11 protein-coding genes and 1 tRNA gene are annotated in these 14,193 nt (G+C 64.0%); 8 read left to right on the forward strand and 4 right to left on the reverse strand.

What is annotated here, in order from left to right; all coding sequences use genetic code 11:
* A complete protein-coding gene (locus EPD81_RS05010) occupies positions 1 to 1,044 on the reverse strand; it encodes an efflux RND transporter periplasmic adaptor subunit (RefSeq protein ID WP_142804357.1) in 1,044 nt (347 codons plus the stop codon).
* A 104-nt stretch (positions 1,045 to 1,148) separates the two neighbouring features.
* Between EPD81_RS05010 and EPD81_RS05015 the strand changes: the two genes are divergently transcribed.
* From EPD81_RS05015 to EPD81_RS05035, 5 genes are read left to right on the forward strand one after another with little or no spacing between them, the layout of a single operon-like run.
* Complete coding sequence (locus tag EPD81_RS05015) at positions 1,149 to 1,514, forward strand: helix-turn-helix transcriptional regulator (protein WP_142804358.1); 366 nt, start codon at positions 1,149 to 1,151, stop codon at positions 1,512 to 1,514.
* The gene (locus EPD81_RS05020) at positions 1,511 to 1,924 is read left to right on the forward strand and encodes an archease (protein ID WP_142804359.1); all 414 of its coding nucleotides are present in this window, start codon (positions 1,511 to 1,513) and stop codon (positions 1,922 to 1,924) included. Before EPD81_RS05015 ends, EPD81_RS05020 begins: the two co-directional genes overlap by 4 nt.
* 11 nt (positions 1,925 to 1,935) lie before the next feature.
* Positions 1,936 to 3,366, forward strand: coding sequence for an RtcB family protein (locus tag EPD81_RS05025; protein WP_142804360.1), 1,431 nt, complete (start codon positions 1,936 to 1,938; stop codon positions 3,364 to 3,366).
* 11 nt (positions 3,367 to 3,377) lie between these two features.
* On the forward strand, positions 3,378 to 3,947 hold the full coding sequence (locus EPD81_RS05030; RefSeq protein WP_142804361.1) for a nicotinamidase: 570 nt from the start codon (positions 3,378 to 3,380) through the stop codon (positions 3,945 to 3,947).
* Between the two features lie 11 nt (positions 3,948 to 3,958).
* Positions 3,959 to 5,296 (forward strand): nicotinate phosphoribosyltransferase, encoded by a 1,338-nt coding sequence (locus EPD81_RS05035; protein WP_142804362.1) that lies wholly within the window; start codon positions 3,959 to 3,961, stop codon positions 5,294 to 5,296.
* 17 nt (positions 5,297 to 5,313) lie between these two features.
* Here the strand turns inward: EPD81_RS05035 and EPD81_RS05040 are convergent, their stop codons facing one another.
* Positions 5,314 to 5,766, reverse strand: coding sequence for a DUF1178 family protein (locus EPD81_RS05040; protein WP_142804363.1), 453 nt, complete (start codon positions 5,764 to 5,766; stop codon positions 5,314 to 5,316).
* A 168-nt stretch (positions 5,767 to 5,934) separates the two neighbouring features.
* Between EPD81_RS05040 and EPD81_RS10655 the strand changes: the two genes are divergently transcribed.
* The 3 genes from EPD81_RS10655 to EPD81_RS05055 all read left to right on the forward strand — a co-directional run bounded on the left by EPD81_RS10655 (position 5,935) and on the right by EPD81_RS05055 (position 11,896).
* On the forward strand, positions 5,935 to 7,551 hold the full coding sequence (locus EPD81_RS10655) for a methyl-accepting chemotaxis protein (protein ID WP_185955360.1): 1,617 nt from the start codon (positions 5,935 to 5,937) through the stop codon (positions 7,549 to 7,551).
* A gap of 364 nt (positions 7,552 to 7,915) precedes the next feature.
* Entirely contained in the window at positions 7,916 to 8,980 is a 1,065-nt protein-coding gene (locus tag EPD81_RS05050; protein WP_185955361.1) for an HD domain-containing phosphohydrolase, read from the forward strand.
* 120 nt (positions 8,981 to 9,100) lie between these two features.
* The gene (locus EPD81_RS05055; protein WP_142804365.1) at positions 9,101 to 11,896 is read left to right on the forward strand and encodes an EAL domain-containing protein; all 2,796 of its coding nucleotides are present in this window, start codon (positions 9,101 to 9,103) and stop codon (positions 11,894 to 11,896) included.
* Between the two features lie 76 nt (positions 11,897 to 11,972).
* Here EPD81_RS05055 and EPD81_RS05060 read toward each other — a convergent pair.
* Together EPD81_RS05060 and rpoD are read right to left on the reverse strand one after the other, a co-directional pair.
* Positions 11,973 to 12,045: transfer RNA gene (locus EPD81_RS05060), tRNA-Ile, on the reverse strand.
* Positions 12,046 to 12,104: 59 nt separating this feature from the next.
* Positions 12,105 to 14,138 (reverse strand): RNA polymerase sigma factor RpoD, encoded by a 2,034-nt coding sequence (rpoD, locus tag EPD81_RS05065; RefSeq protein ID WP_142804366.1) that lies wholly within the window; start codon positions 14,136 to 14,138, stop codon positions 12,105 to 12,107.
* Positions 14,139 to 14,193 lie beyond the last annotated feature (55 nt).

A 14,193-nucleotide genomic window follows, 5' to 3' on the forward strand; every position in this document is an offset into this window, starting at 1 on the left:
TCAGCGTACCCTCGCGGCGCGCTCGGGGTTCGTCACCACGCGATCGCCTTCATCGACCCCGCTGAGGATCTCGATGCGCTCGCCCTCGGTTCGCCCCAGACGCACTTGCCGCAGTATGGGTTTGCCGTCACGATCGAGCACATAGAGGCCGGTCATTTCGGCGCGGCGCACCACGGCGCTCGCCGGCACGAGGAAACGCCGTCCTTCGCCCGTGCCCGGGCTGCGCCAGGAGAGCCGCGCGAAGAGCCCCGGTTTGAGGCCATGTACCTCGGACGGAAGCGCCAGACGCAGCTGGACCGTGTGGGTGGAAGGATCCGCCGCGGGAAAGATCTGCACCCGTTCGGCGGGAAGATGCAAGACAGGAAAGCCGGGAACTTCCACGTCCACCGTTCCTCCCGGTACCAGGGTGCTCGCCTCGCTCTGGGCGGCGACGGCGGTGACGCGCAGCGCGCCCGGATCGTAGAGACGCACCAGCGGCCGGCCGGGAAGTGCCGTCTCGCCCAGCACTACCGGCACCTCGCTCACGATGCCGTCGTAGGGTGCGGTGACCCGATGGTATCCTGCCTGCGTGCGCACGGCTTTGGCTTGCGCCTCGAGCGCGGCCACGCGCGCCTGGGCCGCGTCGCGCTGGGCGCGGGCGCGGTCGAACGCCGCCTCGCTGATATAGGCTTTCTCGAAGAGGCGCCGCTGGCGCTCGTATTCCTTGAGAGCGACCTGGAGCTCGGCACGCGCGGCCTGGACCTGGGCCGCACTGGCCGCGGCCTGATCCTCGGCGGCGCGCGGATCGATGCGCACCAGTTCTTCACCGGCCCGTACGCGCAGCCCCACTTCCGCCGGCCGGGCGACGACCACCCCGGCCACCTGCGCCGTCATCAACGTGTCGCGCACCGCCTCGACCGTGCCCTCGGCGCTGTGGCGCGCGGACTCCCGCTCGACTTGCACGGGTACGGCCTCGAGTTCTGCCTCGGGCGCCGCCAGCAGCCCCGCGCCATGGCTCAGCATGCCGGCAAGGAACGCCAGCAGGGCGATGCGCCTCAGTGCCATATTTTTCTCCGTTGAGCATCCCTTAAATTCATTATTTAACTGTTTGACTAAATAGTCAAGTAGTGTTCGAATCGCGACATCGACTGCTACAACGGAGCCCGTCCATGGAAAAAATTCCTCCCGAGATCATGGCGCAGGTGGCCAGCTACTTCCAGGTACTCTCCGAGCCCACGCGCCTGCACATCCTCAACCTGTTGCAGGAGGGGGAGTGCAGCGTCGGTGAAATCGCGCAGCGCTGCGGCTATACTGCAGCCAACATTTCGCGCCACCTCTCGCTCATGACCAAGCATGGACTGCTCGAGCGCAGGCGCCAGGGCACGACCGTCTATTACCGCATCGCCGATCCCTCGGTCTATGCCCTGTGCGAGCTGGTGTGTGGCAATCTGGCACGGCGCCTGCTGCAGGCGGCGCAGGTTTCGGGGGGATGGCCGCAAGATGCGTCCCCTCTGGGGCATCGAGGAGAGCCATGAGCGCTTGGGAACACTTCGAACATGAAGCGGACATCGGCGTGCGGGGGCACGGCGCCACGCTCGCGGAGGCGTTCGCGCAGGCGGCACTCGCGCTCACGGCCATCGTCACCGACCCGGCCCTCGTCGCGCCGCGCGTACCGGTGACGATCCGCTGCAAGGCGCCCGATCCGGAGTTCCTTCTCGTCGACTGGCTCAATGCCCTAATCTACGAGATGGCCACGCGCCACATGCTCTTTTCCCGCTACGAGGTGCGCCTCGAAGGCGATCGGCTGGAAGCCACCGCCTGGGGCGAACCGGTGGATCGGTCGCGGCACCAGCCGGCGGTCGAGCCGAAAGGAGCGACGTTCACCGCGCTCCAGGTGGCGCGACAAGGGGAAGAATGGATCGCACAATGCGTCGTGGACGTATAGGGAGACGAGCCATGAACCTAAAAGGATTCGAACGACTCGGCCCCTGTCATTGGCGGCTCGCGCCGCGCGGGGCGATGCGCGTACCGGTGGAGATCTTCGCCGACGAGGCGCTGTTGCAGGCGATGGACGACAAGGTGCGCGAGCAGGCGGAAAACGTCGCCACGCTGCCCGGCATCGTGCGCGCCTCCTACGCCATGCCCGACGCCCACTGGGGCTATGGCTTTCCCATCGGAGGAGTGGCCGCTTTCGATCCGGACGAAGGCGGCGTCGTGTCGGCCGGCGGCGTCGGCTTCGACGTGAGCTGCGGCGTGCGTTGCCTGCTCACGGGTTTGTCGGTCGATGCGATCCTCGCAGTTCAGGAACCCTTGGCCGAAGCCCTCTTTGCGGCGATTCCGGCCGGGGTGGGCAGCACGGGTCAGATCCGGCTATCGGATTCCGAGATGGACGCCATGCTGCGCGGCGGGGCACGCTGGGCGGTGGCGCAGGGCTATGGCGAAGCGGCCGACCTGGAGCGCATCGAGGAGCACGGCTGCATGGCCGGAGCCGATCCCAAGGCCGTTTCGGCGCAGGCGAAGAAGCGTCAGCGCGAGGAGATGGGCACGCTCGGTTCGGGTAACCACTACCTCGAAGTGCAGCGTGTGGCCGAGCTCTACGACGAGGCCACGGCGGCGGCCTTTGGCCTGGTGCGCGACCAGGTGGTGGTGAGCATCCACTGCGGCTCGCGCGGCCTGGGGCACCAGATCGGCACCGAGTATCTCAAGGAGATGGCGCTCGCGGCAAAGAGCCACGGCATCGTTCTGCCGGATCGGGAGTTGGCTTGCGCCCCGATCACCTCACCCGTCGGGCAGCGGTATCTTGGAGCGATGCGCGCGGCGATCAATTGCGCGCTCGCCAATCGCCAGATCCTCACGCACCTCACGCGCCGCGTCTTCGCCGAATTCTTCCCCGGCCTCTCGCTGCCGCTCCTCTACGACGTCTCGCACAACACCTGCAAAGTAGAGACGCACGAGGTCGACGGGCGCCGGCGCACGCTCTACGTGCATCGCAAGGGGGCCACGCGCGCCTTCGGTCCGGGGCATCCCGAGCTGCCCGAAGCCCTGCGTTCCGTGGGCCAGCCGGTGCTCATCGGGGGCAGCATGGGTACGGCCTCCTACGTGCTCGTCGGCACCACAGAGAGCGAGGCGCTCGCGTTCAGCTCGGCCTGCCACGGCGCGGGCCGGGCGATGAGCCGGCAGCAGGCGCTCAAGCGCTGGCAGGGAAGGGAAGTGGTCGAATCGCTCGCGCGCCGCGGGGTGATCGTGCGCAGCCCCTCGTTTCGCGGCGTGGCCGAAGAGGCGCCCGATGCCTACAAAGACGTGAGCGCCGTGGTCGATGCGGCCGATCGCGCCGGGCTTGCGCGCAAAGTGGCCAAGCTCGTGCCGCTCGTGTGCATCAAAGGATGAAGGAGAGGATCATGGAGCAACTGGGTGCAGGGGACGCGCTGCTGCTCGTCGACGTGCAGCACGACTTCCTTCCGGGCGGAGCGCTCGCGGTGCCGCAAGGCGATCGCGTGCTCGCGCCGCTTTCCCGGGCGGTGGCGGCGTTTGCAGGACAGGGTTTGCCCATCTTCGCCAGCCGTGACTGGCATCCGTCGAATCACTGCTCGTTTCATGCGCAAGGAGGGCCGTGGCCGCCGCACTGCGTCGCCGGCACACGGGGAGCCGAATTCGCCTTGACCCTTCCGCCTTCAGCGATCGTGATCTCCAAAGCGACGCGCCCCGAGGAAGAAGCCTATTCCGCCTTCGCCGGCACGGAGCTCGAGCAGACGCTGCGCGAAGCGGGCGTGCGCCGGCTCTTCGTCGGGGGACTTGCCACCGACTATTGCGTGCGCGCCACCGTCCGTGATGCGCTTGCCGCCGGCTTCGAGGTGGTGCTGCTCACCGACGCAGTGGCTGCCGTTGATTCAGAAGGTGGGGCGCGAGCGCTCGAAGAAATGCGCCGACTCGGCGCCCGCTTGATCGACGCCGCATCCGCATTCGAATGAAAGGAGTTTAGATGGATAGCGAACGCAGCCTGCTTCTGACCGATCTCTATCAACTCACCATGCTGCAGGGCTATTTCGAGCGCGGCATGCACGACACCGCCGTGTTCGAACTCTTCGTGCGCAAACTGCGCCCCGGCCGTAACTTCCTCGTCGCCTCCGGCATCGAACCGCTCGTCGAATGGCTCGAACAGGCCCGTTTCAGCGCCGACGAGATCGACTGGCTGCGCGCAAGCGGCCGCTTCTCGCCGGAATTCCTCGATTGGCTGGCCGGTTGGCGCTTCACCGGCGACGTGGACGCCATGCCCGAGGGGACGGTCTTCTTTCCCAACGAACCCATAGTGCGCGTTACCGCACCTCTGCCGCAGGCTCAGCTCATCGAGAGCCGGCTCATCAACCTGCTCAACTTTCAAACCCTCATCGCCTCCAAGGCCGTCCGCTCGGTGCTCGTCGCTCCGGGAAAGACCCTCGTCGACTTCGGCCTGCGCCGCGCGCACGGGGCCGAAGCCGGCGTGCTCGCGGCCCGTTCGGCCTGGCTCACCGGTTTTTCCGGCACGGCCACGGTGCTCGCCGGCCAGCGCTACGGCATTCCGCTCTACGGCACCATGGCGCACTCTTACATCCAAGCGCACGACGACGAAATGGAGGCTTTCCGCGATTTCGCCCGGGCGCAACCGGCCAACGTGGTGCTGCTCATCGACACCTACGACACGGAAGCGGCGGCGCACAAGGTGGTGGCGCTTGCCAAGGAGCTCGAACCCGAGGGAATCCGCATTCAAGGGGTGCGCATCGACAGCGGCGATCTGGGCGAACTCGCCCGCCGCGTGCGTCGCATCCTCGACGAGGGGGGCTTGCAGCGCACCATCGTCTTCGCCAGCGGCGATCTGGACGAATACCGCGTGCGCGAGCTGCTCGCCCAAGGCGCGCCCATCGATGGCTTCGGCATCGGCACCAAGCTCGACACGTCTGCCGACGTCCCCTATCTCGATTGCGCCTACAAGCTCGAGGAATACGCCGGTAAACCGCGCCGCAAACGCTCCGCTGGCAAGGCGACCTGGCCGGGACGCAAACAAGTGTGGCGTCGCTACGATGCCCAAGGGCGCATGGCGGGCGATGTGGTGGGTTTGGTGCACGAGGTGCACGACGGAGAACCGCTGCTCGTTCCCGTGATGCGTGGCGGACGTCGGCTCGATACGCTCGCCGGGCTTAGGGCGGCGCGCGAGCACGCTACCGCCCAGTTGAGTACGCTTCCGCAGCCGTTGCGCGCCTTGGAAGACGCGCCACCCTACCCGGTGGAGATCTCCGGGGAATTACAGGCGCTGGCGGCACGGCTCGATGCCGAGGCGCATTGAGGCTTGGCGCTTACGGCTCAGTGCATGTCTTCGTCGAGTGGCGGCAGAGGCAACACCTCAATGCCTTCCTCGAGCAAGGAGAGGAATTCTTCGGTGCTACTCTGGCCCCGGATGGGGCGCGCATCGGCTTCGCCCCGGTGGATGCGGCGCGCTTCTTCGGGAAAGCGCGCCCCTACGTCCTCGGCTTGGCGCCCCAGGGTACGCAGCGTCTGCCACAGGTGCGCCAGACGCGCATCTTCGGCGGGGGGCGGTGGCGCCGGCGCGGTCGCCGGCAGGGAAGGTTCGCGCATTTCTCCGCCGCGCTCGCCGGTGTGCACGTAGGGCGCGCTGGGTAGGCGGCGCACCTCCTTGCTGGCGCACAGGGGGCAATGCACCGCACCCTGCGCCAGTTGGGATTCCAGCGCCTCGGCCGAAGGGAACCACCCCTCGAAACGGTGCGCCGCAGCGCACAGCAGATCGACGACGATCACCGATGTTCCCCGCGCAAATCGAAACGGCCAATCATAGCATGCTCCGTCTTGCCCATTCGGATGACGCGATGAGACGAAAGTTCGTGCCGGGGCCGCCGGGGGCTCAAGTTTTTGCTCCGGCGACCGATAATCAACGAAATCGAACCTCGAATCTCTGGGAGCAAAGCGATGGCGATCAAACTGCGAACCGCCCTCATGGCCAGCATGGGAGCGATCGTTCTCGGCAGCGTGGCCACGGGCTGGGTTTCTTGGTACACGCGCGACATGCTCGCCGGGCACCTGCTCACGACGCAGACGGTCATTCTGCCCAATACCGTCGCCATGCGCGAGGCGAACCGCGCGGGTATCCAATTACAGGCCGCCGCCAGGGGGGTCGTGCTGCTCCCCGAGGATGCGCAGGCCAAGGAAAACTTGCGCAAAGGGGTGGATGAATTTCCCCGCCTGCTCGAAGATGTGATCGCCAAAGCCCGACGCAAGGAAGTCCGGGAAGACCTCCAAGGGATGCTCACCGATTGGAAAAGCCGCGTCGTGCCGGCCGTGCAGCGGCTGCAGGCGGCCGTAGAGCGCGGCGACGTCGAGGCGGCGCGCCAAATCCTGCTGCAAGAGCTCAATCCTGCCTGGCGCGACATCAAGGCAAGGCTCGAAAAGCGCATCGCCTGGCGCGAAAAGGCCAATGACGAGGAATTCGAGAAATATCGCCGCGAGGCGACGTTCTGGTCCACCTTGGTGACGGCCTCCTCCGCGGCGCTGGTCGTTTTTGCACTGGCTTTGGGTATCGTGATGGATCGTGTTTTGCGCCGCCGTCTGGCCGAGGCCGAAGAGGCGGTGGGCGCGGTGGTCGACCGGCGTGATCTCACCGCGGTATTGCCGCCTTCCTCCGACGACGAACTCGGCCGTATCATCGCCGCCATCGGGCGCCTGCGCGACGCCATCCGCGACCTGGTCCTCGCCCAGCGAGCCGTCTTGACCCGGGTACGCTCCGCCGCGGAAGAACAAAGCACGGACGCGGCCGAAGCCCGCCGTGCCGCCGCCTTGGCCGCCGAGAACTCGGAGAAGATGGCTGCGGCCATCGAAGAACTCTCGGCCAACATCGACCGGCTCAACGAAATGGCTCATCTTGCCGACGAGCGCGCCGCACAATCGCAGCAACGCAGCCTTGCCGGTGCGGCCATCATCGAGCGCACGGCGCACCAGATGCGCGGCATCGTCGAGATCACGCAACGGGCGGGAACCGCCGTCTCGGCCCTCATCGAACAGGCACAGCATATCTCCTCCATCGCGCAAACGATCCAGGAAATCGCCGATCAAACCAATCTCCTCGCCTTGAACGCCGCCATCGAGGCCGCGCGGGCCGGAGAATACGGCCGCGGCTTTGCCGTAGTCGCCGACGAAGTGCGCAAGCTCGCCGAACGCACTGCTGCCTCTACCCGCGAGATCCGCGAGATCATCGACCAGGTCCAGCAGCAATCCAACGACGCCAGCGCTCAGATGGCCCAAGTGCGCGAGCGGGTGGAGGAGGGCGAAACGCTCGCCGCGCAGGTCGAGGACGAGTTGCACGCCATCTCGTCGGTGATCGATGCGGCGCGCGAAGCCGTCTCCTCCATGTCGCACGCCATCGAAGAGCAAGCCAAGGCGGCGCAACTTCTGGCCCAGCAGGTCGAGCAGGCGGCGCAAGCAGCCGACGGGGCGGCCGAGCGGGCCAGCGACAGCGAAGAAAAGGCAAAACTCCTCCTGGAAACCGCGCGTCAGGCCGAACAGGGGTTACAGCAGTCTTTCCGTGCGTGAGCGTCATGCCACGACGGGAAAGAGTAGGCGTTCGTTGGGTGTGGTCATGCCTCGTCGGGGCGGGGCTGTGACCCCGTATATAGCCATTATCCCGACGAGAAAGCCTCAAAGCATATGCTTGAATCATCGTTTCCGGAGGCTCGAGCGTCGTTCCCGGTGCACACGTTTCAGGATCCGCTCCGCCATTTGATCGAACGGTCGATGCAAAACCGATCGAGTACCGCTTTCACGTAGGGCATGATTACGGAGAAACTGCGGCTCTACGGATGCTGGCGCTATAATCGATGAAAATCGTCCGTTTTTCCGAGTGACTCCGAATCACCACCGCGATCGCGCGGCATTCTCAGAGAGCGGGATGAAAGACATGGCCGTCACGCTGCAGCAGTGGATCGATTTTCTCGACATCGATCAGGAAATCATAGAGACCTTGCGTGCGTTTCTCCCCCGACTCGCGCCGCAGATCGACCGCGTCAGCCGCGCCTTCTATCGCCGTGTACTCGATTCGCCCGAAGCGCTGGGTCTATTCGCCTCGGAAGAGGAGGTGCATCACGCCCTGGCCAAGCAGAAAGCTCATTGGCTCGAATACGTCTTTGCGGGACGGTTCGACCGTGACTACGTGGAGGCAGCATTGCGCATGGGCAAGATCCACCAGCAGCGCGGCGTCGATCTTCGCCTGTTTTCCGGGGCTTATGCCGTCGTTCTGAGTGAGGTCAACGCCATCGTGATGGAGAGTATTTCGGATCACGAGCAGCAGATACGCACTCTGCGCGCGGTCAATTTCGCCGTTTTCCTCGATTTGGGGTTCGTTGCCTCGGTCTATTACGACGCCTATACCGACGATCTCGCTGCGATGGCCAAGGATCTCACCGTGAGCCTGGCGCGGGCCGGGGAGTACCGCGATGCAGATACCGGTGAGCACATCCATCGCATGGCCAAGATGTGCGCCGCCGTGGCGCGCCGTCTCGGGCAGGAGCTGAGCTGGGTGGAGCAGCTCGAGGCGGCCAGTCCGTTGCATGACGTGGGCAAGATCGGCATTCCCGATGCGATCCTGCTCAAGCCGGGAAAGCTCACCGAGGAAGAGATGGCGGTGATGCGCCGTCACACCGAGATCGGTACCGACATCATCCCGAAGAACGGTCACGAGATCCTGCAGATGGCGCGTCGCATCGCGCTCACCCATCACGAGCGCTGGGACGGCAAAGGCTACCCGGCCGGTCTGAGCGGAGAAGAGATCCCGCTGGAAGGGCGAATCGCCGCCGTATGCGATGTCTATGACGCGCTGCGCTCGAAACGCCCGTACAAACGGCCATGGACGCACGAAGAGGCAGTGCGCTACCTGAGCGAGAATCGTGGAACGCAGTTCGACCCCAAAGTGGTGGATGCGTTCCTTCAGGCCCTGCCGGAAATCGAAAAGATCTGGGAGAATTAACGGCAGAGTGCCGTAGAACAGGGCTGCGAGAAAATGGATTTTACCGTGGCGTGTTTGGATCCCCGAAAGTAGGGCCACGCCACGGTACAATCCATTCGAAGCGCATTCCGTGGAGCACCGGTGCAACATTTCTCCCATCACTGCTGCGATCTCGCCTCGCTCGATGCCCTCTGCGCCACGCACGATCTGCGGAATCGGCGGGGGTTGATCCAGGTATTCGTCACCGAGTGCGAGGAAAGTCTGCTCCAAACGGTGCTGGAGCGCCTGCAGCGCTTCCCAGGGTTCGCGGTGATCGGCGCTTCGGCTGCAGGCGCGATTGCAGGCGGTGACATCCTCGACCATGGGGTGCTCCTCTCCGTCACCGTGCTGGAGCACACTAGCACTCAGATAAAAACGTACTACGTGGCGCAGCCCGATGCTGAGGCGGGTCGCTCGCTCGGGATGGCGCTTGCGGCCGAGGGCGCGCGGCTGGCGCTCGCCTTTGGCAACGTACTCGACGAGAACCCCGAGCCTTTTCTGGAAGGCTTTGCCGCCGGAGCACCGGAGCTCGTTCTGGCCGGAGGCGTCGCGGCGGACAACCTGCGTTTCCATGGCACCTTCGTCATCCATGGTGATCAGGTATATTCCCGCGGCTTGGTCCTGGCCGCATTCTACGGCCAGGATCTGCACGTACGTACCGAATCTCTGCTCAACTGCACTTCGGTGGGGCGCCCGATGCGCATCACCCGGGCGCGCGAGGAATGCGTCTACGAGATCGACGGCAAACCGGTGCTCGACGTGTATCGCTACTATCTTGGCGAGGAAGTGCTGGAGAATATCCCCGTTTCGATGGTCGAATTTCCCCTGATCGCACGCACGCAGGGGGTCGACGTCGCCCGCTTGCCTGTGTCGCTCACCGAGGACGGGGCGCTGCGTTACGCCGGTCGCCTGCGCATGGAGGAGCCGGTGCGCTTTGGCATCGGCGACATCTTCACCATGCTCGAACGCGCCCGCGAAGTAGCCGAGCACCTTGCATGTCACGTTCCGGCCGAGGCGCTCTATGTCTATTCCTGCAGGGGGCGGCGCCTATATCTGAAAGAGCACGCGCCGATCGAGCTCGGGTCGCTCGCCGCCGTCGCGCCCGCGGCCGGATTCTTCACTTATGGCGAGTTCTTTCACCTATCCGGCGACAATCGACTGCTCAACATGACCACCACCGCGGTCATCGTGGCCGAGTCGGACGAGATCCATTCGAAGTCCCCCGTCCTGAGGCAGAAGCTGCCTGCGCCCAACCGTACCCTGCGTGCGCTCGCGCACCTGAGTGAAGTCACTTCGCAGGAACTGGCGCAATCGATGCGCGTTCTCGAGCAATACCGCTATGCGCTCGATCAAACCGCCATCGTCTCGCGCACCGACCTTCAAGGGCGCATCATGTATGTGAATGCCCTGTTCGAGCAAGTCACGGGGTATCGCGCCGAGGAGCTCATGGGGAACTCGCACTCCCTTTTGCGTCATCCGGACACGCCGAGCGCCGTGTATGAGTCCCTGTGGCGCACGATACGCGCCAAGCAGATCTGGCGCGGAGTGATCAAGAACCGCGCCAAGGATGGCCGTGCGTATTATCTCAAGTCCACCATCATCCCCTTGCTGGACGAACACGGCGAGATCTTGGAGTACATCAGCGTCGCCGAGGACATCACCGAGATCATCCAGGCCCAAGAACGCATCGAACGGCAGGCCGTCGACCGACTCACCGGTCTGCCCAACCGCAATAGCCTCATCGAGGTGCTCGAGCGTGATCGATTCGGCATGCTCGCGCTCCTCGATGTGGCCGGATTCAAGTCGATCAACGAGTATTACGGGTTCGAGGTGGGCGATCGGGTGATCGTCGAGCTGGCGGCCCGTCTGGTACGGTACTTGCAGCCGCTGGAAATCGGCGTCTATCGCAGTTATGGCGCGTGTTTCGCCTTGGTGGCCCCGCAAGAAATGCCCCCCGCCACCTTCGAGGCGCATCTGCGCTCCTTGCGCGAGTCGATGCACTCCTTGCGTGTCCTCGTCGGAGAGGAGGAGGAAGAGATCGACCTAGACTTCTACGTCGGGATCGCCATCGGGGGCGATCATCTGCTGGCCTTGGCCGAATCTGCGTTGCAGAAGGCCAAGGAAGAAGGGGTGCGCGAGGGCGTCTTCGTCTTGAGCGAGCGAAATCAATCCTATCTCAAAAATCGCTTCTGGATCAATGAGATCAAGCAGGCGCTGCACGAGGAGCGCCTGTTGTGCCATTTCCAGCCCATCGTGCCCGTATCCATGACGGGAGAAAGACCGAAATATGAGGCCTTGCTGCGCCTTCGGGGGCGGGACGGCACGCTGTATCCGCCCGGTGAGTTCCTCGACATCGTCAAGCAGACGAGCCATTATTCCCGCATCACACGTCGGGTGCTGGAACTCGCGCTCGACGCAGCCCAATGCAGTGGCGCCCAAGTTTCGGTGAACCTCTCCTATCTGGATGTCGCCGACGAGCGCACGCGTACGTTCATACTCGATCTGCTGGCTCGCGGTGGCGGCGCGTACCTGGTCTTCGAGATCACCGAAACCGAGGCATTCAAGGACCCTGCTCAGATCCGCGATTTCGCCGACGAAGTGCGCCGCCATGGGGCACAGCTGGCGTTGGACGATTTCGGAAGTGGCTACTCCAACCTCAGCGCGCTCGTGCAGCTGGTGCCTGATTACCTGAAGATCGATGGATCGCTCATCGTCCGGGTGGAGCACGATGAAAATGTACGGCAACTCGTCAAGGCCGCGACCGATTTTTCCCGTGTCCTGGGAATGAAAGTCGTCGCCGAATTCGTACGCAGTGAATCGCTCGCCCGACACTTGCGCGCGCTGGGTGTGGACTACCTGCAAGGCTATGCCCTGGGGGCGCCAGGCCCGCTGCCGTGAAGAAAACGTCTGGTGGCGGCGCGGTTCGGCCAGCCAATGCTCGATGTCGAGCGCCTGGCACAGTGTTTTTGGTTGATGGGCCCAGCTGGATTCGAACCAGCAACCAACGGATTATGAGTCCGCTGCTCTAACCGTTGAGCTATGGGCCCTAGAAAAGAAATTATCGCATGAAAAAAACCCGCCGGTGGCGGCGGGTCGGGGGAGTTCGTCAGGCTTCGTTGTCGAGGAAACTGCGCAGGCGCTCGGATCGGCTCGGGTGACGGAGCTTGCGCAGGGCTTTGGCTTCGATTTGCCGGATACGCTCGCGGGTGACGTCGAACTGGCGACCGACTTCTTCGAGGGTGTGGTCGGTATTCATTTCGATGCCGAAACGCATGCGCAAGACCTTGGCTTCGCGCGGGTTGAGCGATTCGAGCACTTCACGAGTGGCTTCGCGCAGGTCGGCGATGAGGGCTGCGTCTACCGGGGCGAGCACCGAAGCATCCTCGATGAATTCACCCAAATGCGAATCCTCGTCGTCGCCGATGGGCGTCTCCATGGAGATGGGTTCCTTGGCGATCTTGCGGATCTTGCGGATCTTCTCCTCGGGCATCTCCATGCGGCGCGCGAGTTCGGCGGCGTCGGGTTCCTCGCCTGTCTCCTGCAGGATCTGGCGGCTGATGCGGTTCATCTTGTTGATCGTCTCGATCATATGCACCGGGATGCGGATGGTGCGGGCCTGATCGGCGATCGAGCGGGTGATGGCTTGCCGGATCCACCAGGTGGCGTAGGTGGAGAATTTGTAGCCGCGGCGGTATTCGAATTTGTCCACGGCTTTCATCAGGCCGATGTTGCCTTCCTGGATGAGGTCGAGGAACTGCAGGCCGCGGTTGGTGTATTTCTTGGCGATCGAGATGACGAGCCGGAGGTTGGCTTCGATCATCTCGCGCTTGGCCGCGCGCATCTTGGCTTCGCCCATGGACATGCGCTTGTTGATGTCCTTGAGCTCCTTGAGGGGCACGCGGGCGCGTTGTTCGATCTCGCGAATGCGGTTTTGCTCCTCGAGTACGGACGGGTAGACCTTGATCATCGACTCGGACCAGGGTTTGCCGGCTTCGATCTCGCGGGTGATCCAGTCGGGGTCGGTTTCGTGCTCGGGGAAGACCTTGATGAAGTAATCCCGCGGCATGGAGCCGATCTCGGTGCACAGTTTCGCCACCGCTCGTTCGTGCTGGCGCACTTCTTCGATCATGGAGCGGATGACGTCGCACAGCTGTTCGATGTAGCGGGCGGTGAAGCGGATGTGCAGCAGCTCGCCGGCGATCTGGTCGCGCAGCGCGGTGTAGCGCGGGTCTTCGCTACCGTAGGCTTCGAGCGCGCGATCGAGCTCGGTATAGAGCTCGCGGATGCGTTCGAAATGTTGCATGGCGCCGCGCTTGAGCTCGGCGAGATTGGCGGCTTGGATGCGGGCGGCGCGGTCTTCGTCGCTCTCGTCGTCCAGCTCTGCCTGGGCCGTGGTTTCGTCGTCTTCGGCCGAGGATTCTTCGTCGACTTCCGCGTCTTCGTCCCCGATCGCTTCGAGGTCGACGTCGGTGTTCTGGTCTGCCGTCTCTTCTTCGGACACCGGGGCGAGATCTTCGTGATCGATGAGGCCATCGACGACTTCGTCGATGCGCATCTCGTCGCGCTCGATCTTGCCGATGGTCTCGATCATGTGGGCGATGGTGAGTGGGCAAGCGGCGATGGCTTGCACCATGCTCTTCAAGCCTTCTTCGATGCGTTTGGCGATTTCGATTTCGCCTTCGCGCGTGAGCAGCTCGACCGAACCCATCTCGCGCATGTACATGCGTACGGGGTCGGTGGTACGGCCGAATTCGGCATCGACCGAGGAGAGCGCTTGTTCGGCTTCTTCTTCGATGTCGTCGTCGGTACCGCCCACGGCCGGCGCCTCGGCCATGAGCAGTTCTTCGGGGGCCGGCGCTTCCTCGAAGACCTGGATGCCCAGATTGTTGAAGGTGGTGATGATGCCTTCGATCTGCTCGGAGTCGACGATGTCGTCGGGTAGGTGGTCGTTGATTTCGGCGTAGGTGAGGTAGCCCCGTTCCTTGCCCAGCGCGATGAGGGCTTTGATCTGGGTGCGGCGTTTCTCCGCGTCGGCGGGTGAGTGATTGGCCGCAACGGCCTCGATGAACGCGTTTTCCGTTTTGGGGTTGGCGCGCTTGTTGGATTTGCGTTTGGGGGAATTCTTGGTGTTTTGGGCCATGGCTGCAGCGTCTATTCCCGAATAAACCGTTAATTATAAAACGATCCGTACCTAG

The sequence above is a fragment of the Tepidiphilus sp. J10 genome (assembly GCF_006980785.1).
GTDB lineage: Bacteria > Pseudomonadota > Gammaproteobacteria > Burkholderiales > Rhodocyclaceae > Tepidiphilus > Tepidiphilus olei.

Bases quoted from the DNA above. Each gene is read 5' to 3' on its own strand.
- EPD81_RS05010 (WP_142804357.1), bottom strand. From the start codon at position 1,044: ATGGCACTGAGGCGCATCGCCCTGCTGGCGTTCCTTGCCGGCATGCTG.
- EPD81_RS05015 (WP_142804358.1), top strand. From the start codon at position 1,149: ATGGAAAAAATTCCTCCCGAGATCATGGCGCAGGTGGCCAGCTACTTC.
- EPD81_RS05020 (WP_142804359.1), top strand. From the start codon at position 1,511: ATGAGCGCTTGGGAACACTTCGAACATGAAGCGGACATCGGCGTGCGG.
- EPD81_RS05025 (WP_142804360.1), top strand. From the start codon at position 1,936: ATGAACCTAAAAGGATTCGAACGACTCGGCCCCTGTCATTGGCGGCTC.
- EPD81_RS05030 (WP_142804361.1), top strand. From the start codon at position 3,378: ATGGAGCAACTGGGTGCAGGGGACGCGCTGCTGCTCGTCGACGTGCAG.
- EPD81_RS05035 (WP_142804362.1), top strand. From the start codon at position 3,959: ATGGATAGCGAACGCAGCCTGCTTCTGACCGATCTCTATCAACTCACC.
- EPD81_RS10655 (WP_185955360.1), top strand. From the start codon at position 5,935: ATGGCGATCAAACTGCGAACCGCCCTCATGGCCAGCATGGGAGCGATC.
- EPD81_RS05050 (WP_185955361.1), top strand. From the start codon at position 7,916: ATGGCCGTCACGCTGCAGCAGTGGATCGATTTTCTCGACATCGATCAG.
- rpoD (WP_142804366.1), bottom strand. From the start codon at position 14,138: ATGGCCCAAAACACCAAGAATTCCCCCAAACGCAAATCCAACAAGCGC.